Below are 16868 nucleotides of genomic sequence, written 5' to 3' on the forward strand. Positions count from 1 at the left end.
GGCAGCGTCAGATGTGTTAAGAGACAGGATATATACCGAAAATCATCAATCAAAAGCTTGTTTTAATCACAGTTCATTCTGAAGAAGGCATCTCAGGCTACTCCCTGTCATTCTGAAGAAGCCGATAGGCGACTGGAGAATCTTACCTGTCGAAAGCACATAGATTCCTCGGCGAAGCCAAAAAGTTTCTCTGTCGGAATGACGCAAAGATTACGTGTCGAGAACACACTCTAACTTATATAATTCCAAATCGTCTTATCATTAAATAGGGCTCTGAAGGCTACGTTGATCATATGGTACTCTTCCAATTTAAAATTAGGATCGGCATTGATGACATGGTGAGCATAGCTCCGCGCGATTTTTAAAATCTGATTGTCCTTAACCAAGTCTGCAATTTTTAATTCGAGGACTCCGCTTTGCTGGGTTCCCATCAGATTACCAGGACCTCTCAATTTTAAATCGACCTCAGCGATTTCAAATCCGTCGTTGGTGCCCGTTAGGGTTTCCATCCGGGTTTTCCCATCGGCACTTAATTTTTTCCCTGTGATGAGAACACAATAACTTTGCTCTGCCCCTCGTCCTACTCGACCTCTCAATTGGTGTAACTGTGATAAGCCAAAACGCTCAGCACTTTCTATAATCATCAAACTGGCATTGGGCACGTTAACGCCAACTTCAATAACAGTGGTGGCGACCATGATCTGTGTTTTTCCTTTAACAAAGCGTTCCATTTCGTAAGCCTTATCTTGGGGCTTCATCTTGCCATGAACAATCGAAATTTGATACTTGGGTTTTGGAAACTCTCGCTCTATACTGGCATAGCCATCCATTAGATCTTTATAGTCAAAGTTGGCGGATTCTTCAATCAGTGGATAAACGATATACACTTGGCGACCTTTCTGGATTTCATCTTTTATAAATTTAAAAACCTTTAGGCGATTGCTATCGAAGCGATGTACAGTTTTGATGGGTTTCCTTCCTGGTGGCAATTCATCGATCACAGATATGTCTAAATCACCATACAGACTCATGGCCAAAGTTCTAGGAATAGGTGTCGCTGTCATCACTAGCACGTGAGGAGGCAACGTATTCTTCTTCCATAGTTTAGCACGCTGTGCAACTCCAAACCTGTGCTGCTCATCGATAACGGCTAGACCGATATTTTTGAATTTTACGGTATCTTCAATAAGCGCATGGGTGCCGATTAAAATATGTAATTCACCATTTTGAAGGCGTTCATGTAATACTTTTCTATCCTTTTTCTTGGTGGAACCCGTCAAGATCTCCACTTGAACTCCTATAGGTTCACATAATTCTGAAATGCCCTCATAATGTTGTGAAGCCAGAATTTCTGTCGGCGCCATCAAACAGGCCTGAAATCCGTTATCTATAGCTATCAACATGCTCATAAGAGCCACTATGGTTTTTCCTGAGCCTACATCGCCCTGTAATAGGCGATTCATCTGAGCATTACTTCCTAGGTCTTTGCGTATTTCTTTCAGCACTCGCTTTTGAGCACCAGTAAGTTCAAATGGAAGAACAGTGTTATAAAACGCATTGAAATACTCGCCCACTTGCTTAAACCTAAAGCCTTTGATTTTTGATTTATGAACCGCATTTTTTCTAAGCAGCTGCAATTGGATGTAGAAAAACTCTTCAAACTTGAGTCGAAATTGCGCTTTTGCCAAAAGCTCTGAAGATTGAGGGAAATGGACATTTCTCATGGCTTCTGTCTTCGATATTAACTTTAGATCCGCTATGATGGAAGCGGGTAAGGTTTCGCTAAAATTCCCTGATTGTTCAAGCAACCCAAACATCAAGGTGCTTATCATACGGTTTGAAACCCCTCTCTTGCTTAATTTTTCAGTAGAAGGATATACCGGATACATTTTAACGTTAGACTTTGTTTTGGCTTTTTCCAACTCTTCAATCTCCGGATGTGGCATCGAAAAGCTACCATTGAAATTATTCAATTTACCAAAAATTACATAAGGCGCATTCGTATTCACGTTTTCCAAAATCCATTTGTGACCTCGAAACCAAACCAACTCTATGCTTCCTGTATCATCTTCAAAGTCGGCCACCACACGCTTACCCTTTTTCATGGGAAGGGTCCGCACCTTGGTTATCTTTCCGATAATTTGGACTTCAGCAGAACTATCCTGCAACTCAGATATTTTGTAAAAGCGAGACTTATCGATATATCTAAATGGGAAAAACTCAAGTAAATTTTGAAAACTATGGATATGCAGTTCGGTTTTCAATAAATCTGCTCTATTGGGACCAACACCTTTTAAGTATTCGATAGGTGTTTGAAGGGTTTTTGCGTCCATAGTACGAATGTAATATATTTTGCTAAAATTTGAATTTCATACATAAAAAAAGCCTCTCTCTTGAAAAGATATTTCGAAAGAGTCATTCTGAAGGAGCTTTTTCGACGACTGAAGAATCTTACCTGCCGAAAAGCTGAAAGATTCCTCGGCGAAGCAAAAGAGCTTCTCTGTCGGAATGACAAAACGCCACTGTCATTCTGAAGGAGTTTTTTGCGTCTGAAGAATCTTACCTGTCGGAATGACACTGGGATTCCTCGTCGAAGCAAAAAAGCTTCTCTGTCGGAAAGCTGAAAGATTCCTCGTCGAAGCAAGAAAGCTTCTCTGTCGGAATGACACTGAGATTCCTCGTCGAAGCAAAAGAGCTTCTCTGTCGGAATGACACTGGGATTCTTCGTCGAAGTAAAAAGTTTATCATAAAAAAAAGCTGCCTTCAACAGGCAGCTTTTTGATTGAATTCTTTTAAAAAACTAGTCTTCGTATTTTTTTGAATACCTTTTGTACAATTCCGTTTGATGAGTCTCTAAACTTATAGCCCTTCCTTGTATAAAAGCTTTGGTCAAAATATTTCCTCGCATATCGAGGGCATCGCCTTCACTGATAAAAAGGGTAGCGTCTTTTCCCACTTCAAGAGAACCAATTTGGTCTTCCATGCCAAGAATTTTTGCTGTATTAAGGGTGATCATCTGTAATGCTAATTCCCTATCCACTCCAAATGCAGCAGCAGTTCCTGCATAAAATGGTAGGTTTCGGGAATTCATACGTTCCATACGCCCACTCCCTTCCAAGGCTACTAAGACGCCTGCATCACTTAGTAATTTCGGCAATTTATAGGGTAAATCATAATCATCATCTTCAAAATTTGGATTGAGATGTGTCCGTTGTATCAAGACAGAAATACCATTAGCTTTTAAATCGGCAGCTACTTTATAAGCGTGATATCCACCAACAATAGTCACTCTGTCTAGATCCATTTTTCTTTTAAAGCTAATAGCATCTTTGATTTCCTTTTCGCCATCCACATGGATAAATAAACCTTTTGAACCGTCAAACAGTCCATCCATGGCCTCAAATTCCAAGTCTTTTTCTTTAGAACCAGGAACATAGGCTTCAGCATTTTTAAAGTAAGCCACCAATTCATCTATTTCTTGGGTGTACTCTTTATTTTTCTCCCAAACTCTATCCGTATCATACCAACTTCCACTTCTGCTAAACCCATTAGGCCAATTTAAGTGAATGGCATCATTTTCCTTAATAACCGCATCTTCCCAATTCCAAGCGTCAAATTGAACAATAGAAGAAGTTCCTGAAATACGCCCCCCTTGAGGTGTAATCTGGCCCATCAACACACCGTTGGGACGCATACTTTCAACAACTTGACTTTCTGCGTTGTAGGCGATTAAACTTCTAACGTGAGGTAACATTTTACCCATTTCATCTTTATCGTCCGTAGCGGCAACAGCATCAATCTCTACAAGGCCTAAAGTGGCATTGGGAGCTATAAAGCCAGGATAAACATGTTTTCCATTAGCATCGATGGTTTTCCCTTTTGCCTGTGAGGTATCTGTGCCCACATAAGTTATTTTTCCATCTTCAAAAACCACAACAGAATTTTCAACGACATCCATATTACCAATATGAGCGGTCGCTCCCACTATCGAAATAGCTTTAGTTTGCTGTGGGGCTGGGGTTTGTTGAGCATTTATAAATTGTGTAGAGGCCAGTGCAACGACACAGCTTAATAGAATATGTATATATTTCATCTTATTCGTGTATATGGTTAATATCATCTAAACTATCGCAGTGTAAAAAGGCTTTCTCTTTCTTTTGAATAGGCTGAGTTTTTAAACCTTTGTTTTTAGCCTTCATCATTTTATGGATTAAGAATTGTCTTTCCTTCTGAATTTGATCGCGCATCACTTTATCTTTTTCGATATCAAAATACACAACCCCTTCTATAATCGTTTTTTCAGGTTTCGCGTAAATGGAAAGAGGCTCTGCATTCCAAAGGACAACGTCTGCATCTTTTCCTTCTTTTATACTTCCTACTCTATGGTCTAGATGAAGAAGTTTTGCAGGATTAAGCGTGACAAATTTCCAGGCGTCTTCTGCTGAAACTCCACCATATTTCATGCTTTTAGCCGCCTCTTGATTTAAGCGTCTTATCATTTCGCCATCATCACTATTTATGGCTACAGTAACTCCTTGGTTGTGCATGATAGAGGCATTGAAAGGGATCGCATCTTTCACTTCGTATTTGTAAGCCCACCAATCGCTGAAGGTAGAAGCCCCTGCTCCATGTTCTCTCATGATATCGGCCACCTTATAACCTTCCAAAATATGGGTAAATGTATTGACTTTAAAATCAAATTCTTCGGCGACTTTCATCAGCATATTGATTTCACTTTGAACATAAGAATGGCAACTGATAAATCGCTCTCCATTGATAATTTCAAGTAGAGTTTCCATTTCATCATCGTATCGGTAAGGCTCACCTGTGGCTTTTTTCTCGCCATAAGCTTTAGCTCTAGAGAAGTAATCTCTAAACACTTGCTCTACCCCCATTCTAGATTGTGGAAATCTTGAGTTACCACCCCAGTTGGATTGTTTTACATTTTCCCCAAGGGCAAATTTTATATATTTTGGTGAATTGTCATAAATAAGGTCTTCTGCGTTCTCTCCCCATTTCAATTTTAAAATAGCAGAACGACCACCAATTGGATTTGCAGATCCATGTAGCAATTGTATACTGGTAACTCCACCTGCAATTGCTCTATAAATACTTATATCATCAGGATCTACGGCATCTTCCATAGTGACTTCTGCAGAGGAATTGTGCCCTCCTTCATTTATGGAAGTTCCCGCGATATGAGAGTGTTCATCTATAATTCCTGCCGTTAAAAACTTACCCGTTCCATCAATAACTTTTGCACCTCTGTCGCTTAAGTCTTTACCAATTTTATCGATTTTTCCGTCCTTAAGTAAAACATCTGTATTTTCTAGCGTTCCTTGAGATTCTCCAGTGATCACTGTGGCGTTTTTAATCAGTAAACGCTGTGGTTCCGTAGAGACTTCATCTCTTCCATAAGCCAAATTAGGATAAGACATCGACAGCATTTCCATGCTTTCTTCTTCTTCTTCTTCTTCCTCTTCTTCTTCTTCTTCCTCTTTTTCTTCTTCTGACGATTCCTCTGTTTTTTGCGTTGCTTTAAAGCCGGTTGTATCTCCATTAGCTAAAATAGCTTTACCACTGAAACTAGATTGAAAAGGCTCTATTTTTGAAGATAAAATAGCATACTCTTCTTTCGATTTGTCAGTATCATTTAAAATTAGAGTTATCCAGTCCTCTTCATAATTGAGTTTAGTTCCTAATTTTAAAGTATCCTTTTTAATTTCAACAGAGAATTTTCCAGATTTGTTTGTGATGGCCATATCAAAAGTATTACCATTAAAAACCAGATCATAGTTGCCTGAAATATCCACAACATCCAAGGGCTCGTAACTATGACGGTGACCCTGAACCCAGTTTTCATGAATTTTAAATTCATCTTCAAATAATTCATGAGACGTGATAATAAAGTTGGCAATTTTACCCTTCTCCAAAGTTCCTAAAAGCTCTGAAGCACCGATAACTTTTGCAGGTTGAGTGGTTAAAGCTGCAAAAGCTATGGTTTTATCCAAGCCCAAGTCTACAGACTTTTTAAGATTTTTGAGTAAATCTTCTGGTGATTTTAGACCCTTAGTTGTGAATGATATGTCTATACCATTTTCTGAAAGAATTTTAGCATTTACTGGAGCATACTGCCAGTGTTTCATCTCTCCCAAAGAAAGGTAATCTCTTAGAAAAGGATCTTCAACATTGAAGGCGTCTGGAAATTTTAAAGGCAGCACAAAGTGAGCGTTGGTCGCTTTTATGGTTTCTACTCTTTTATATTCATCACCAGATCCAATAATGGTGTATTGCACTCCAAACTGATCTCCGATCTTATCGGCTCGTAAAGCATCCAGATAATCGTCTACAGAAAATAATTGGGGTAGACTTTTCTTAGCTAAATACGCTTCAATAGCAAGATCTTTCTCTTCTATAATGTTGTTTTGATAAGCTTTGCTGTCATGATAAAATTGTCTCAATAAAGCGGTATATCCCATTATAGAACTTGGGTAAGCTTGTCTAGACTGTTTGCTTTTGCTAAATTCATAATACATACCTGAATTCTCATTCAGCAGATTACTGTTGAAGTTATCACCTTCCACTAGTGCCATTAAAGCACCATTTCCTCTTATGAATCCATCAGTAATATGGGTATTTACAGCTCCAAAGCCAGCTTTACGCATAGTTGCTGCAGTTTTTTCGTCAAATTTAAAATGGGATTTTGCAGATTGTTCAGCTCTTACGTGATCATTCCAATAGTAGCCTTTTCTATTAGGCTCATATTGTGGCTGACTAGAACTTGGCGCTTTTTGGATATCCTTGATTCCAAAATCTGAATAGACTTCAACAAAAGAGGGATAAATATGTTTTCCATTGGCATCAATTTTTACGGTATTCTGAGGTAATTTTACATTTTTACCAGCCTCTACAATTTTTCCATCCTTGATCAAAAGAGTTGCATTTTCAAGAGTCTCTGATGGAGAAATATGAATAATCGCAGATTCCAAGGCGATATAATTGCTTGATCTAGTTTTTACAGCCTTATTGTCGGGAAAATAATCCTGAGCAAAAAGACTCAAACTAAATAAGCAAAATAATAAGAAGACATTCTGTTTCATTGAGATTAAATTTTATGGTTAATGTGATTGTTGTTTATAATAATTAACCAATAACGCAACAACATAGCTATAACTTTCTATGCCTTGGGGCTGGTTATTGACTTTTAAATAATTGCCATATATTTTTTCCATAATTAACTCTACTGGACCTGAATAAGTTTCCCAAAAGTTTTGAACTTCTTGGTAGTTTTTGAGAATACCAGGATGCAAATCAGAAATCAGAACCCCGGATAAGACTGGGTCTTTTTTATACATATCGTTAAGACTGTACTTTAAAGCAAAAGTTAAACCCGAGTAACGTAAAAATTTATTGGTATCTTCCATAGTAATTATTGAGGCTATAAAATTAGCTTCATTTTCCTTAGAAAAGCCCAACTGATGTCCGATCTCGTGAGCCATCGTTGTTGGAAATTTATACGTAGGAATCTTATAATTATACTGAGCTTCGTTTGTAAATGGGTTCACATACCCACTAAACCCTGCGTAGGAAAGTGGGAGCGAAAACAAAGAAGGCTTTAAATTTTCTATGCGATAAGAAATTTTTAGATCGGTATTCCCTGTATTTTGGTAAGCTTGAAATACCAGATCTTGAACTTCCTTTTGTGTAAAATCATAGTCAACCTTTAAACTGTCCTCACTCACCAATTGAGAATGTAGAGTATTGGTTTGCTGAATGAGATCGCAGGTGTATTCCAATAAATCTGCTTTGTTATATTCCGTAGAAATTCCTAAAGAGTCATGAAGCGGAAGCCTATAATAATTAAAGCCCCAAAATACATGAAATAAAAAATAGATTAAGGAGACAAATGCAAAAGCTTCTAGCAGCAGTGTCTTTAGACTTTTAGTTTTTCGCATTATAAGCTTAATAAGCCATCCCAGAATAATTAATACCAAAGCTGAATAAAATAGGTCACCGATAGAAAAAGGAATCCATGACGTTAAAAAATGTTGAAATTGGGAGATATAAACAAAAAAAGACTGGCTGTAATAGGTTTCTACCAAATCGGGGAATCCCTTAAGGATATAGATAAAAAGAAATTGAATTGGAAAAAAAATAGCCAGTAACTTTAGGATGGTGTTTCTCAAGAATTCAATTTTAAAATTAATTTTTAGCGATCTAGAAATCTGTAATTCTACACTTAGGTCAAACTTAATCAAATTCTAAAAATACTCACATATTTATCGTAATTTTGAGGGCGTCAAAACACATCTTTAATTCATCAAGAAATGATAATCTTCTTCAAGGCTGAATCGACGCATCGCTTCGCTGTTTCCATAGATAAACGACCAGATTACGAAACTATCAAAAAACTAAAATGGGTCTTCGGCGATGCTCAGTTTGTTGATAAAAAACATTTGGAGGGTCAATATATAGGGCCTAGACAAGTTATGGTCACTCCATGGAGTACCAATGCCGTAGAAATTACTCAAAACATGGGAATTGAAGGAATTTCAAGGATTGAAGAATTTCATGAAGTAACTTCTGAAGAAACCCGTTTTGATAAAATGCTTTTCCAAAAGTATAATGACCTGGATCAAAATCTGTTTACGATCCATATAGAACCAGAACCCGTTTTAGAAATTGAGGACATCGCAGCTTACAATCAAAAAGAAGGCTTAGCGCTTAATGGCGAGGAGGTCAATTATTTAGAGGACTTATCCAAAAAATTGAATCGGCGTCTTACCGATGCTGAAGTTTTCGGTTTTTCTCAAGTCAACTCAGAACATTGTCGCCATAAAATTTTCAATGGTACTTTTATTATTGATGGAGAAGAGCAAAAAGAATCCCTCTTTAAACTGATTAGAAAAACTTCTGAAACGCATCCCAATACAATCGTTTCTGCCTACAAAGACAATGTCGCTTTTATCGAAGGGCCTCAAGTTGAGCAATTCGCTCCTCAAAGACCAGATATAGCTTCAGAATATAAAAACTCAATTTTCAGTTCTGTCATTTCCTTAAAAGCTGAAACTCATAATTTCCCAACTACTGTTGAACCTTTCAACGGGGCAGCAACGGGAAGCGGTGGTGAAATACGAGACAGGCTAGCTGGAGGAAAAGGGTCTTTGCCTCTATCTGGATCTGCAGTGTATATGACTGCTTATCCAAGATTAAAAGATAATAAACCCTGGGAAAAAGTAAGTGCTGAAAGAGACTGGCTGTATCAAAGTCCGCTTGATATTTTGATTAAAGCCTCTAATGGGGCTTCAGATTTTGGTAATAAGTTTGGACAGCCCCTCATCAATGGTTCTCTTTTCACTTTTGAACATGAAGAACACAACAGACTTTTAGCTTACGATAAAGTCATTATGCTAGCTGGAGGTGTTGGATACGGTAAAGCCGATCAAGCTATAAAAGAACGGCCTCAAGAAAATGATGATATTGTTATTCTTGGTGGAGACAACTATAGAATTGGTATGGGAGGTGCTGCTGTATCTTCTTCGGACACTGGAGAATTTAACAGTGACATTGAATTAAATGCTGTACAACGGTCTAACCCTGAAATGCAAAAAAGAGCAGCCAATGCTATTAGAGCCATGGTGGAATTAGATCATAATCCTATTCGTTCCATTCACGATCATGGCGCTGGCGGACATTTAAACTGCTTAAGCGAATTGGTAGAAGACACAGGAGGCCATATCGATATCAACAAACTTCCTGTTGGAGACCCAACGCTTTCCGCAAAAGAGATTATTGGTAACGAATCCCAAGAACGCATGGGACTTGTCATCAGTGAAGAAGATTCTAAGTTTTTAGAAAAAGTTGCCTTGCGTGAACGGTCGCCAATGTATAGAGTTGGAAAGGTCACTAACGATCATCAATTTGTTTTTAAGAATTCTAAAACTCAAGAAAAACCTCTAGATCTTAAGCTTGAAGATATGTTTGGAAGTTCTCCAAAGACCTTCATGAAAGATCAAAGAGTACATAGAGGGTATAGTGACATAACGTATCATCCAGACCATATTTACAACTACGTAGAAAAACTGCTTCAGCTGGAATCTATAGCTTGCAAAGACTGGCTAGTGAATAAAGTAGATCGCTGTGTGACTGGACGAGTGGCTGTACAGCAAACCCTTGGCCCTCTTCAAGTTCCTCTTAATAACTGTGGAGTAGTAGCTTTGGATTACAACGGCAAAGAAGGCATTGCCAGTTCTATTGGGCATTCCCCTATTTCTGGACTTATTGATCCTGTTGCTGGTGCCAAAAATTCTATTGCTGAAGCTCTTACAAACCTTATTTGGGCTCCCCTAAAAGACAATCTAACTTCAGTGTCATTATCTGCCAATTGGATGTGGCCATGTCATAATCCTGGTGAAGATGCGAGATTGTATGATGCTGTGCAGGCCGTTTCAGAATTTGCCATTAATTTAGGAATCAATGTCCCTACCGGAAAAGATTCCTTATCGATGAAGCAACGTTACAAAGATAAAGAGGTGCTTTCCCCAGGCACCGTTATTATATCTGCCGCAGCAAATTGTAATGACATTACAAATGTTGTAGAACCCATGTTTCAGAAAAATAGTGGATCTATTTACTATTTAGATTTATCTCAGCACAGCTTGCAATTAGGAGGTTCTGCTTTTGCTCAAACCTTAGGTAAATTAGGAAGCAAAGCCCCTGGGATTCATAAGGATGAAGAGTTTAAAAAGAAGTTTAATGCTGTTCAAACCTTAATTAAACATCATAAAATAGCGAGTGGACATGATATTTCTTCTGGTGGTTTGATAACAACGCTGCTTGAATTGTGTTTTGCAGACAATGATCTTGGAGCTGATATCCAGCTTTCAAAGTTTAAAGAACAAGATATTTTTAAAATTCTATTCTCAGAAAATTCTGGTATTGTCTTTCAAGTCAATGACGAAATCACAAATGAGTTTAAAGAACTTGGTATTGAACCTTTATATTTAGGGGAAGTTAATACCTCTGGGGCACTCAATATTTCTCATAAAGATCAAAATTTAGAATTTGATATCAATACGTACAGAACGCATTGGATGAAAACCTCTTATGAATTCGACAAGCACCAAAGTGGTGAGAAAAAAGCTAAAGAACGTCACGATAATTTTAGACACAATGCATTAAAATTTAAGTTTCCTGAGCATTTTGATGGAACACTTAAAGCTGTAAAAGGCCAACGCGTTAAAGCCGCTATCATAAGAGAAAAAGGATCTAACAGTGAACGAGAAATGGCTAGAGCCCTGCACTTAGCTGGATTCGATGTAAAAGACATTCACATGACAGATTTAATGTCCGGTGAAGAAACCCTTGAAGATGTTCAGTTTATAGCTGCGGTAGGCGGTTTTTCCAATTCTGATGTTTTAGGCAGTGCTAAAGGCTGGGCAGGCACTTTTAAATATAATGAAAATGCTAATTTGGCTCTTCGTAATTTCTTCGATAGAGAAGACACTTTATCTATAGGAGTATGTAATGGTTGCCAACTGTTCATAGAACTAGGACTCATTACTCCTCACCATAACGATAAGCCTAAAATGCTTCATAATGACTCCGGAAAATTTGAATGTAGATTTACCGCGGTCGATATTACTGAAAGCAATAGCATCATGCTAAAAAGCCTTGAAGGTTCTACTTTAGGAATCTGGGCAGCACATGGTGAAGGTAAATTTCACTTACCTTTAGAAGAGTTCAAGTATTCCATTCCTGCAAAATACTTCAGAGAAGAATTTCCTTGTAACCCGAATGGTTCAGATTACAATGCTGCTATGTTATGTGACGATTCAGGACGACATCTAGTGATGATGCCTCATCTAGAACGTTCCACCTTTTCATGGAACTGGGCCCATTATCCAAAAGATAGAAAAGATGAAGTTTCACCATGGATAGAAGCTTTTCAAAATGCAAAACACTGGTTAGATAAACACTAAAACATGCTTGGAAAAGAAGAACTGATCGATAAACTACAGCTCGAAAAACATCCTGAAGGAGGCTATTTTAAAGAAACTTATAGAAGTGAAACCCTACTTCCTGAATCTGCTTTACCTTCTGAATTTTCTTCTGATAGAAATGCAAGTACATGCATCTATTTTATGCTCACCTCAGATGAATTCTCAGCTTTTCATAAAGTAAATCAAGATGAAGCTTGGCATTTTTATTTAGGGGAAACCATCACACTGCATATAGTTTCACCTGAAGGTGAATATTCTCAGGTAAGCATTGGAAACGACTTTAGTCAAAAGGAAACTCCTCAGTTTGTAGTTCCCGCTCAGCATTGGTTTGCCGCGGAAATCAAAACTGAAGACAGCTTTGCTTTAGTAGGGTGTACAGTCGCTCCAGGATTCGATTTTGAGGACTTCAACCTAGCAGAACCACAAAAACTTCAACAGCTATTCCCTCAGCACATAGAGATCATACAAAAACTCACCCGATAATTTTAAATTGTTTTGAAAACGAAGACGTGTGCTATTTGTGGTCTCGATTTGGAAGTCTTGTATAGAATTCAGATCAAAAAGGGAAAAGCATGGCTATTCGCTTGCAAAACTTGTGTTGAAAAAAAACAGACTGAAACGCATTATAAATATGGGGGAACTTGGAAAGGCAAGAGACACTAGCGTATTCATATTTTATGATAATTTTTAGAATTATAGAGCCTTTCAGTTTTTAATTCGTAGATTGAATTTTTTACGTCAACACCTTGATAAAATTTGATTTATTCACTTTTTTATCAGTTTGTAAAAACGAGAAGCAATATAGTTATAAGTCTGATTTTCAAAAAAAATCAACTCATATATAAGAACAACTTGTTGTTATCTCTTCGCATGTCAATCCATTCGCGGTTGATGAAATCATTTAAAATGTGAAAAGAAGTTTAATAAAATCCCCTATTACATTTTGGATTTTGTCTTTTCACAACCAGAAACCAAAAGATGAATAAAATATTACTCCTTATTTGGATTCCCTTTCTTACTTATAGCCAAGATAAACCTATTGTAAATATAGGTGGCGCCTTACGTTATAATTATCTGTACAGTTCCTGGAATTCTGACCAAAAAGATATTGGAGGTGATTTTATCTATGATATTTTCCGAGTGAATGCAGAAGCAAGATACAAAGATGTGTATCTCAATGTTGAGTACCGAGAATATTCTGATTCCTTTGGGGGAGGTTTTTTAAAACAAGGTTGGATGGGATATTCGCTAAGCGAACAAGAAGATATTCAAATTGGCTTAACTCAAGTTCCCTTTGGGATTCAAACTTATAACTCCAATAATTGGTTTTTTAATTTGACCTATTATGTAGGTTTAGAAGACGACCATGATATGGGAATAAAATATATGAACATAGGAGATAAATTTGAATATCAGTTAGCTTTTTTCAAAAACTCAGAGTTGTTCGATTTAGGGGGCTCCAATGAAGTAAGCTCTAATCGGTATGCGTATGATATCGTAGGTAAAAATAAAGAAATCAATCAATTTAACGGAAAGTTTATTTACAAGACTGGAGAGGAGTTTAAGCATCGCATCGGTTTTTCTGCTCAGTATGGTGGCTTGTATAATATTGAGACTAAAGAAACTGGAAACCATCATGCTCTAGGGCTCCACCATGAGTTATCTTACAAACGCTGGAATTTAAAGACAGAGTTACTAACAGTGGGTCACAATCCCATCAATGCGGATGGACAAAGCAGAGATATTGTTCGCATGGGAGCTTATGGATTTCCTTATGATATAGCTTCAGATTTTGAGATGTATACCGCTGCCATTTCTTATGATCTCCCCGTTGATATTGGTCCCATAACCAACCTAAAATTTTACAATGACTTTGGGTACATGGATAAGAATGCTCAAGGTTTCAAAAACTCAGCTATGAATGTGACTGGCATGCTAGTGAGCGCAGGAGATGTATTTATTTATATAGATTACGCTGCTGGATATAACCACTCTTGGTTTGGTGGAGATTTCACTAACGAATTGGGGCAAGGCAAACCAAACTTAGGCTGGGAAGCAAGGTTCAATATAAATTTTGGGTATTACTTTTTAACGGATAACAAATCCAGATAATTCATAAAATAAAGAACCTCTAGGGCAAGCCCATGAGGAGTGAATTAAGAAACCAATTATAAAAATTCGAGAAAAGCCCTCGAAAAATAAAACCTTCAGAGAGGGATTAAAATAAAAATTATGTCAGAAAAAGTTACTAGAAGTGATGAAAAGAAATCCATCTTTGGACTTGAGGTCAACGGTCCTGTCTTTTTTTCTTCCATAATTTTGATCACCATAGGAATTGCTCTAACTCTGATTTATAAGGAATCTACTGAAGGGTTTTTTAGCAGTGTTCAAAACCAAGTGGCAGAGTATGGCGGCTGGTTATTTGTATTTAGCGTAAATTTCATCTTAATCTTTGTTATTTACATAGCCTTTAGCAAGTTTGGTAAGATAAGGCTTGGAGGAAAAGACGCTGAACCAGAGTTTAAGACCATGTCCTGGTTCTCAATGCTATTTAGCGCTGGTATGGGAATAGGTCTTTTATTTTGGAGTGTCGCCGAACCGGTAACCCATTTTGGCGCACCTCCTAATGCTGATGCAGATACAATTGCAGCAGCCAGGGAAGCCATGAATTTTAGTTTTCTACACTGGGGATTTCACCCCTGGGCTATTTATGCTTTAGTAGGTTTAGCCTTAGCTTTTTTCACCTATTCTAGAGGTTTACCACTAACGATAAGAAGTGTTTTTTATCCTTTTTTAGGCGATAAAATCTATGGAATTATAGGAGATATTATTGATATTTTCGCAGTCTTAGCCACGTTATTTGGTCTGGCAACATCACTTGGATTTGGGGTACAACAAGTAGCAGCAGGCTTAGAACAGGTCTTCGGATTAAGTAGTGGAACTACTACCCAAGTATTGCTTATTACAGGTATTACCTTAGTCGCAACAATTTCGGTGGTTCTTGGAGTCGACAAAGGAGTTAAGGTGTTAAGTGAGTGGAATATCAGGATAGCCGTTTTACTGTTGGTTTTAGTTTTAATCTTAGGCCCTACCCTTTTTATTTTTGAAAGTTATTTTGAAAATTTAGGAAATTATTTTACTAGTGTAGTAGAAATCTCACTTTGGAATGAAAGTTATACCGGAGGAGATTGGCAAAATAACTGGACAATTTTTTATTGGGGTTGGTGGATATCATGGTCTCCTTTTGTTGGAACCTTTATTGCCAGGATTTCCAAAGGGAGGACGATTAAAGAATTTATCCTTGGAGTATTGATAGTTCCTACCTTAATTACATTTTTTTGGATTACAGCTTTTGGAAGTTCTGCATTAGATATGATTATGAATGGTAACGATGCGATTTCCATAGCGGTAGATAACGATGTATCCACAGCCTTATTCGTCTTTTTTGAGGACTTCCCTTTTACAATGGCTCTTAATGTCGTTGCTATTATTTTGATCATGGGCTTTTTTATAACCTCTTCAGATTCAGGATCTCTAGTTATAGATAACCTTACCTCTGGTGGTAAAATTGACGCCCCTGTGGGACAACGAATCTTTTGGGCGATTACCGAAGGAGTTGTTGCAGCAGTCCTACTCATAGGAGGTGGACTTGGGGCACTTCAAACTGCAGCAATTGCTTCTGGATTGCCTTTTGCCATCATCCTCCTTATCATGTGCTATTCCTTGTACAAAGGATTAAAAGATGAGGTCAAAAAACACGAACGCTACAAAGAGGATGTACAGAAAGAAGATTACGAAGAAATTGTAAGAAAAATTATCAAAAAACGCAATAAAAATGAATCATTATGAGGACATTAAATAAAGTGCTAGTCGGTTTAGACTTATCTGATATTGACCAACAATTAATCGCCTACAGTTCTTTTTTTACTGAATTAACCGATGTTAAAAAAGTTTATTTTGTTCATAATATTAAGCGATATGAAATATCCGAAGTCCTTGAAAAGGAAATCGAAAATGTAGATCTAGAAAGCATTATTACCGATGAACTTAAGGACATGATACAAGCACACTTTACAGCAAAAGTAGAATGGGAAGTGCTTATTTCTGATGATCCTTATACAGAATCCTTAATGAGCTATATCGTGAATAAATACAGTATCGACTTGCTTATTTTAGGAAATAAGAACAATGAAAACGGCTCCGGCACTCTCGGGTTTAAACTACTAAGAACCATAAAATGTCAATTTTTATGGGTTCCTTCCACTATGGAAACAAAATTGAAAAAAGTGTGGATTGGTACAGATTTTTCTAATGCTTCAAAAAAATGCTTTTCATTTGCTGAGTATATTCAATCAAAACAGAATTTTAATTTGGAGGCCGTCCATGTGTATAGTTTGCCTATGCATTTTTCTCCCTACGTCTCAGACTCAAAAATAGAGCCTAAACTGAGTCGCTATGTAGACAAAAGGTTCGATCAATTTCTCAATAAAATGAATTACTCTGGAGAAGTCAAACAATATAAAATATTGGGGCGAGAAGCTAATATTGCTTCTAAATTAAAAAATGAAGCTTATAAAAATGATGTCGATTTGTTGATGGTCGCCGACAAAGGCTCCAATACTTTTTCAAAGCTCACCTTAGGGAGCATTACGGAGGATTTATTCAATAGAGATCTTAAGATTCCTTTACTTATTGTAAAAGATTATGTTGGCAATTAAAAAATAATAAATACATCTCCTTAGCAAAATTATTTAGCTTCTTGGGCTGTTTACAGGTTTAAAGCTTTTCTATAGCTTGCCAAATTTTAAGTTCTCAGGGACCTATGTTTAAAAAACAAACCAAGTAGATTCTGCAATCCTAGTATCT

9 protein-coding genes are annotated in these 16868 nt (G+C 37.3%); 5 read left to right on the forward strand and 4 right to left on the reverse strand.

The genetic code is table 11. The annotated features are described in order from the left end of the window. Positions 1 to 230: 230 nt before the first annotated feature. The 4 genes from recG to CXF67_RS06215 all read right to left on the reverse strand — a co-directional run bounded on the left by recG (position 231) and on the right by CXF67_RS06215 (position 8186). Positions 231 to 2333 (reverse strand): ATP-dependent DNA helicase RecG, encoded by a 2103-nt coding sequence (recG, locus tag CXF67_RS06200; protein ID WP_102087961.1) that lies wholly within the window; start codon positions 2331 to 2333, stop codon positions 231 to 233. Between the two features lie 467 nt (positions 2334 to 2800). Then, positions 2801 to 4093: an amidohydrolase family protein gene (locus CXF67_RS06205; RefSeq protein ID WP_102088002.1), complete on the reverse strand. Its 1293-nt coding sequence runs from the start codon at positions 4091 to 4093 to the stop codon at positions 2801 to 2803. Position 4094: 1 nt separating this feature from the next. Beyond that, entirely contained in the window at positions 4095 to 7100 is a 3006-nt protein-coding gene (locus CXF67_RS06210) for an amidohydrolase family protein (RefSeq protein WP_102087962.1), read from the reverse strand. A gap of 18 nt (positions 7101 to 7118) precedes the next feature. Next, a complete protein-coding gene (locus CXF67_RS06215) occupies positions 7119 to 8186 on the reverse strand; it encodes a DUF3810 domain-containing protein (RefSeq protein WP_102088003.1) in 1068 nt (355 codons plus the stop codon). A 141-nt stretch (positions 8187 to 8327) separates the two neighbouring features. Here CXF67_RS06215 and purL point away from each other — a divergent pair, with 141 nt between their 5' ends. From purL to CXF67_RS06240, 5 genes are all read left to right on the forward strand, one after another. After that, entirely contained in the window at positions 8328 to 11981 is a 3654-nt protein-coding gene (purL, locus tag CXF67_RS06220) for a phosphoribosylformylglycinamidine synthase (protein WP_102087963.1), read from the forward strand. Between the two features lie 3 nt (positions 11982 to 11984). Beyond that, on the forward strand, positions 11985 to 12485 hold the full coding sequence (locus tag CXF67_RS06225; protein WP_102087964.1) for a cupin domain-containing protein: 501 nt from the start codon (positions 11985 to 11987) through the stop codon (positions 12483 to 12485). Between the two features lie 495 nt (positions 12486 to 12980). Further along, entirely contained in the window at positions 12981 to 14114 is a 1134-nt protein-coding gene (locus CXF67_RS06230) for a hypothetical protein (RefSeq protein WP_102087965.1), read from the forward strand. Between the two features lie 120 nt (positions 14115 to 14234). Beyond that, positions 14235 to 15851, forward strand: a complete 1617-nt coding sequence (locus tag CXF67_RS06235; RefSeq protein ID WP_102087966.1) for a BCCT family transporter — start codon at positions 14235 to 14237, stop codon at positions 15849 to 15851. Further along, positions 15848 to 16720 carry a universal stress protein gene (locus tag CXF67_RS06240; RefSeq protein ID WP_102087967.1) on the forward strand — a complete coding sequence of 291 codons (873 nt, stop codon included), beginning with the start codon at positions 15848 to 15850 and terminating at the stop codon, positions 16718 to 16720. Before CXF67_RS06235 ends, CXF67_RS06240 begins: the two co-directional genes overlap by 4 nt. Positions 16721 to 16868: the final 148 nt, after the last annotated feature.

It is taken from the genome of Psychroflexus sp. MES1-P1E (assembly GCF_002836055.1).
GTDB lineage: Bacteria > Bacteroidota > Bacteroidia > Flavobacteriales > Flavobacteriaceae > Psychroflexus.

Bases quoted from the DNA above. Each gene is read 5' to 3' on its own strand.
- recG (WP_102087961.1), bottom strand. From the start codon at position 2,333: ATGGACGCAAAAACCCTTCAAACACCTATCGAATACTTAAAAGGTGTT.
- CXF67_RS06205 (WP_102088002.1), bottom strand. From the start codon at position 4,093: ATGAAATATATACATATTCTATTAAGCTGTGTCGTTGCACTGGCCTCT.
- CXF67_RS06210 (WP_102087962.1), bottom strand. From the start codon at position 7,100: ATGAAACAGAATGTCTTCTTATTATTTTGCTTATTTAGTTTGAGTCTT.
- purL (WP_102087963.1), top strand. From the start codon at position 8,328: ATGATAATCTTCTTCAAGGCTGAATCGACGCATCGCTTCGCTGTTTCC.
- CXF67_RS06225 (WP_102087964.1), top strand. From the start codon at position 11,985: ATGCTTGGAAAAGAAGAACTGATCGATAAACTACAGCTCGAAAAACAT.
- CXF67_RS06230 (WP_102087965.1), top strand. From the start codon at position 12,981: ATGAATAAAATATTACTCCTTATTTGGATTCCCTTTCTTACTTATAGC.
- CXF67_RS06235 (WP_102087966.1), top strand. From the start codon at position 14,235: ATGTCAGAAAAAGTTACTAGAAGTGATGAAAAGAAATCCATCTTTGGA.
- CXF67_RS06240 (WP_102087967.1), top strand. From the start codon at position 15,848: ATGAGGACATTAAATAAAGTGCTAGTCGGTTTAGACTTATCTGATATT.